The sequence below is a fragment of the Candidatus Igneacidithiobacillus taiwanensis genome, assembly GCF_031962545.1.
Lineage (GTDB): Bacteria > Pseudomonadota > Gammaproteobacteria > Acidithiobacillales > Acidithiobacillaceae > Igneacidithiobacillus > Igneacidithiobacillus taiwanensis.
In genome coordinates this window covers 1-5,489 of record NZ_JAVRKK010000139.1, presented here as the reverse complement: position 1 = coordinate 5,489, position 5,489 = coordinate 1, and the positions used below count along the sequence as shown (strand labels likewise).

Below are 5,489 nucleotides of genomic sequence, written 5' to 3'. Positions count from 1 at the left end.
CGTGTAGCCGAAAATCTCTATTGGATGGCGCGCTATTTGGAGCGCTCCGAGGATATGGGTCGATTCATCAATTCTGCCACCTTGCTGCTACTCGATCTGCCCCTGGGTACGCAATTTGGTTGGGATATTTTGTTACAGGTGACCGGCGAGGCAGAACGATTTCAGCAGTTCTATGGGCAGCCGGCAGAAAAATCGATTATGCGCTTTTTGATTGCCGACAGTCGCAATCCGAGTTCGCTTTTGTCTTGTGTGCACCAGGCGCGAGAAAACTGTCGTACTTTCCGCCATTTGCTGCCTGGAGAATTCTGGGAGCGTATCAATTCGCTATTTCTTTTTGTGCAGGACGGTTTGGAGAAAGGGGATATTGCTGGTGATCGACGCGCCCGTCTGGAGTTTCTCGAACAAGTCATAGCCCGGCGCCACGCCTTGGTTGGGCTACTGGTCAGCAGCATGAGCCAGAATGCGGCCTATCAGTTCATCAAATTGGGACGCAATCTGGAACGCGCCGACATGGGCTCGCGCATCATCGATGTGGTTAGTGCCGTCATTCCTCCCGACGATCAGGGTCTGCGCAAAACGGTGTATCAAAGCCTGTGGGTGGCGGTATTGCGAGCTATGAGTGCCCTGGAGATGTACCGTCAGCATGTTGGCGTGCAGATCCAGCCTGGGCGCGCGGTGGAATTTCTGCTACGCGACAGCAAGTGCCCGCGCAGTGTACGCAGCTGTTTGGCAGACATGGAAATTGGTCTCGCCTACCTGCCCAATGCCGGGATCCCTGCCGATGCCCTGCGGCGAACCCGTCGCCGCCTCGATCTGCTGCAGTTGAAGTCTCTAACCCCCGCGGTGTTGCACGAGTACCTCGACCAGGTGCAGAAGGATCTGGGGATGCTCCACCGCAGTATCGAGAATGCCTATTTCCGTGCCCATGAAGATCAGTCGCCATATCCGCATCCTATTTCCCATCGTATTGCTGCCCAGGCGTGACCGGAGACTTCCATGGCGATTCAGGTGGTACTGTCGCATATTACCGAGTACCGTTTCGATCGACGCGTCCGTTTGGCGCCGCACCTCGTGCGGCTGCGGCCAGCGCCCCATTGCCGCACGCCCATACTTGCTTACTCTCTCAAAGTAGAGCCGGAACCGCATTTTCTCCATTGGCAACAAGATCCCTTTGCCAATTACCTCGTACGTCTGACTTTTCCGGAGCCGGCGCGGCACTTGCGTATTGCTGTCGAATTGATTGCCGAGATGGTGGCAATCAACCCTTTCGATTTTTTTCTGGAGGAGGCGGCGGAGCGTTTTCCTTTTGCCTACGATGATGAAGTCTTACCCTCCCTGCAGCCCTACTTGGAATGCGAGCCCGCGGGACCAAAGCTGCAGAAGTGGTTGGCGGAGGTCTCGCGGATCTCCGTGCCGACCGTCGATTTCTTGGTGCAAGTGAATCAGCGCTTGCAAAGGGATGTCGACTATCGAGTGCGCATGGAGCCGGGCGTTCAGACTTGCGAGGAGACTCTGGAGCTGGCTTCGGGCTCTTGCCGTGACAGTGCCTGGTTGCTGGTGCAGATTCTGCGGCAACTGGGTTTGGCGGCACGTTTCGTATCCGGCTACTTGGTACAGTTAGTAGCCGATGAAAAGCCGCTCACCGGTCCCGCCGGGCCCAGTGCCGATTTCACCGATCTCCATGCCTGGGCTGAGGTCTACTTACCGGGGGCTGGTTGGGTGGGCCTCGATCCTACTTCAGGCCTCTTTGCCGGAGAAGGGCACATTCCCCTCGCCTGTACCCCCAAGCCGAGCGATGCCGCCCCCATCAGCGGTGCTACTGATCGCTGTGAGGTGGAGTTTGCTTTTTCCAATACCGTCCGCCGCATCCATGAGGATCCTCGGGTTACGCTGCCCTACGACGAACCGACCTGGAGCGAGATCGTTGCCCTTGGCCATAAGGTGGATGTAGACCTGCAGCGACTCGACGTGCGCCTGACCCAGGGTGGGGAGCCCACCTTTGTCGCCGTAGATGACATGGATGCACCAGAGTGGAATACCGCGGCTTTAGGACGAGATAAGCGGGATCGGGCAGAGCAGTTGTTGCGTCGTATGGCGACGGCCTTTGCACCGGGAGCCCTGTTGCATACCGGTCAAGGCAAATGGTACCCCGGCGAAGCGCTGCCGCGCTGGGCCTTGGGCTGCTATTGGCGGGTCGATGGTGTTCCCATCTGGCAGCGGCCGCAGCTGCAGTGGCAGCCGGGTATGGCACCGGCAGCGGTGGATACCGAAAGATTCGCCAAAACCCTGACGCAGCGCCTGGGCCTGACCCCGGAACTGCTGATTCCCGCCTACGAAGATCCTCTCTACCTACTGTGGCGGGAGTCGCAACAACCGACGGATGTAGATTGGTTGCAGGTTGAGGGTCTTGACGATCCGGGCGCGCGCAGGGAGCTCGCGATTGCCTTGTCGCGTGGCCTGCGGGCCCCGACGGGTTTTGTGCTACCCCTGGCTTGGGATTGGCGCAGTGGACGTTGGCACAGCGCGCCGTGGGTATTTCGTCGCGGTGCGTTGTTTTTGCTGCCGGGAAATTCGCCTCTCGGCCTGCGCCTTCCTCTCGATGCTCTGCCCTGGAATGTGAAGCGGGAGATTCAACCCGAACCCGATCCTTTTGCCGCACGGCCGCCCTTGTCGCCGGATATTCATGGTGAGGTGGAGGCGCGTTATTCGACCTGGACTCCAGCGCCGTCAAGCCCAGCCCCTGGTCCCGCGGATCAGCGATTGCCGGAGCGAATCTGGGTGGAGGTACCGCACACGGCTCTTGCCGTCGAATGGCGCGAGGGCTGCCTGAATGTGTTCTTACCTCCGCTTTCCGTTCTGGAGCACTATTTGGATCTGATTGCGGCGATCGAAGGGACTGCAGCAGAACTCGGCGTACCGGTGCGTATCGAGGGCTACCCGCCACCCAAGGACGAGCGGCTGCGCAGTTTTGCCGTGACCCCCGACCCCGGCGTGATCGAGGTCAATATCCATCCTTCTGCCAGTTGGCAGGAATTAGTGGACAAGACGGAGCGCCTCTATGCCGAGGCGCGCCAGTGTCGCTTGGGTGCGGAAAAATTCCTCCTCGATGGTCGTCATACCGGAACCGGTGGCGGTAACCATATGACTTTGGGTGCTGCGCGGGCAGAGGATAGCCCCTTTTTGCGTCGCCCTGATTTGCTGGCCTCGATGCTGCGCTACTGGCAGAACCACCCGACGCTGTCCTATTTTTTCAGCGGCCTGTTCATTGGCCCCACCTCCCAAGCACCGCGGGTGGATGAGGGGCGGGACACGGCTCTTTACGAGCTCGAGATTGCCTTGGCACAAATTCCGCCGGGTGAGAACACGGCGCCTTGGCGAGTCGACCGCTTGCTGCGGAATTTCTTGGTCGATCTTACCGGTAATACTCACCGTGCCGAATTTTGCATCGACAAGCTCTACTCGCCAGATTCTGCCAGTGGTCGCTTGGGGTTACTCGAATTGCGGGCCTTCGAGATGCCGCCACATCCGCGCATGGCCTTGCTCCAAAGTTTGCTGGTGCGCGCCTTGGTAGCGCGCTTTTGGCAAAAACCGTATCAGGGCAAGCTGCAGCGTTGGGGAACCAGTCTGCAGGATCGCTGGATGTTGCCCCAGTATCTTTGGGAGGATTTGGGGGAGGTCTGCGCAGAGCTGCAGGAGTTCTCCTATCCTCTGGCCCTGGAATGGTTTTTACCCTTTCTGGAGTTTCGTTTCCCGGTCTTGGGCCGAGTACGTATTCGCGAGGTCGAAATCGAGCTGCGCATGGCCCTCGAGCCCTGGCCGGTGCTGGGGGAGGAGGCGACGGGGCAGGGTACGGCGCGCTTTGTCGATGCTTCGATAGAGCGGCTGCAGGTACGGGTGTCGGGCATGGCGAGCGATCGCTACGTGGTCGTCTGCAATGGCCGCCGTGTGCCCCTGCGCAGCACCGGTACCCAGGGCGAGGCGGTGGCCGGAGTGCGCTATCGAGCTTGGCAGCCGGCCTCGGCTTTGCACCCGGAATTGCCCCTGGACGTACCCTTAGTTTTTGATTTGATCGATACCTGGAATGGCCGTTCCGTTGGTGGTTGCACCTATCGCGTCGCCCACCCCGGCGGGCGCAACTACGAGCGTTTTCCAGTCAACGCCTATGAGGCTGAGGGGCGTCGCATCGTGCGTTTCGAGCCCATGGGCTTTACCCAAGGTCCCTTGCTGCCGCCCCCCGAGCGCGGTGCCTTGCGGGAGTTTCTACCCCAGGGTAGCCCGCTTGGACCTTGGCAGCCACCTGTAGAAGCCCCCAACCCCGAATATCCCTGTACCCTCGATCTACGTCGTCGCAGCTCTTGAACAGCCTGGGGGAGCCGCTCTCTTGTTATCAATTTGCGGTGTGGTCACGTTGCGACTACGATAGATCCTGGCAACAATTTCGGGAGAATCGACCATGAGTACCGATACCTATGTACGCGCCCGTATTGACAGTGAAACCAAAGAGCGCGCCAGCGACGCTCTGGAAGCCATGGGGTTGTCGATTTCTGACGCAATCCGCTTACTCATGCTACGGGTAGCCGATGAGCGCCGTTTGCCTTTCGAGGTGAAGGTGCCGAGCGGTGCTACCAGCAAGGCAATTGCCGAACTGGAAAGTGGTAAGGGAAAGCAGTTTACTGGCGTTGCAGATCTCATGGCAGATCTACATGCGGAAGATTGAGCGCGCTTCGGCGTTCAAGCGCGATTACAAGCGAGAGGCAAAAGGACGACATCAGGCGACTCTGGATCAAGATTGCGGGCTATTCTTGAAGCTCTGGTGGCGGATCTTCCCCTCGATGCAAAGTACCGAGATCATGACCTGAGCGGTAACTGGGCAGGATATCGGGAGTGCCATATCAAACCCGATCTATTGCTGATCTATCGCAAGTGCGACTCCGATACCCTTCGATTAGCTCGACTTGGCTCACATAGCGAGCTTTTCCGTTGATTCTTTATTTGGCGCTCCCTCGCTTTGCTCTACGCAGAGTATCGGCTCGGGCCGGCGATTTTGTCGCCGTTGTTCGATGAGCAGGCTCTCGGCGCGCGCGCCAAGGTAGACATACACTCCCAGGGCAATAAGCAAGGCCGCTGTTGCCAGCAATAGGAGCACCGCCAGCCAGAGCTCTTGCGGAGCGTCGAGGGCGAACTTGAAGACCAGCATGAGTCCTTCGATGGACACCGCGATGGCAATGGCGGCCACAAAGCGTGTCAGGGTACGCCGCGTGGTGCTGTGACGATGGATATCTTTGCGCAGCAGGACCTCCTCTTCGAGGATGGTCTTGGCCAAATCGAAGACTGCCAACGCCAGGGTAAATAGAATGGTGGCCTGGAAGGGGCCAGTGAAATCGCGCAGCGGATGCTGCCAACGCCAGAGATTGGCTAGGGCAGCGAAACCATGTAAGCCCAACGATGCACTGACGAGCAGCAGGCCGCACGAAAAAAGTGCGTAGAAG

General features: G+C 58.9%; 3 protein-coding genes and 2 pseudogenes. 4 read left to right on the top strand and 1 reads right to left on the bottom strand.

Annotation, left to right across the window (positions count from 1 at the left end; translation table 11 throughout):
- From RTI30_RS12200 to RTI30_RS12185, 4 genes and pseudogenes are all read left to right on the top strand, one after another.
- Positions 1-984 (top strand): alpha-E domain-containing protein (locus tag RTI30_RS12200; protein WP_312283866.1); only part of this gene is annotated, 984 nt, incomplete at its 5' end.
- 12 nt (positions 985-996) lie between these two features.
- Positions 997-4,359 carry a transglutaminase family protein gene (locus RTI30_RS12195; RefSeq protein WP_312263218.1) on the top strand — a complete coding sequence of 1,121 codons (3,363 nt, stop codon included), beginning with the start codon at positions 997-999 and terminating at the stop codon, positions 4,357-4,359.
- 94 nt (positions 4,360-4,453) lie between these two features.
- Positions 4,454-4,717 (top strand): type II toxin-antitoxin system RelB/DinJ family antitoxin, encoded by a 264-nt coding sequence (locus RTI30_RS12190; protein ID WP_312263217.1) that lies wholly within the window; start codon positions 4,454-4,456, stop codon positions 4,715-4,717.
- A pseudogene (locus tag RTI30_RS12185) lies at positions 4,704-4,984 on the top strand (type II toxin-antitoxin system YafQ family toxin). Before RTI30_RS12190 ends, RTI30_RS12185 begins: the two are co-directional and overlap by 14 nt.
- On the opposite strand, the pseudogene RTI30_RS12180 reads toward RTI30_RS12185, so the two are convergent.
- Positions 4,961-5,489, bottom strand: a pseudogene (locus RTI30_RS12180) (hypothetical protein); the annotation flags it as partial. The pseudogenes RTI30_RS12185 and RTI30_RS12180 sit on opposite strands and share 24 nt — an antisense overlap.

Excerpts from the sequence above, each read along its gene's own strand:
- RTI30_RS12195 (WP_312263218.1), top strand. The coding sequence starts at position 997 with ATGGCGATTCAGGTGGTACTGTCGCATATTACCGAGTACCGTTTCGAT.
- RTI30_RS12190 (WP_312263217.1), top strand. The coding sequence starts at position 4,454 with ATGAGTACCGATACCTATGTACGCGCCCGTATTGACAGTGAAACCAAA.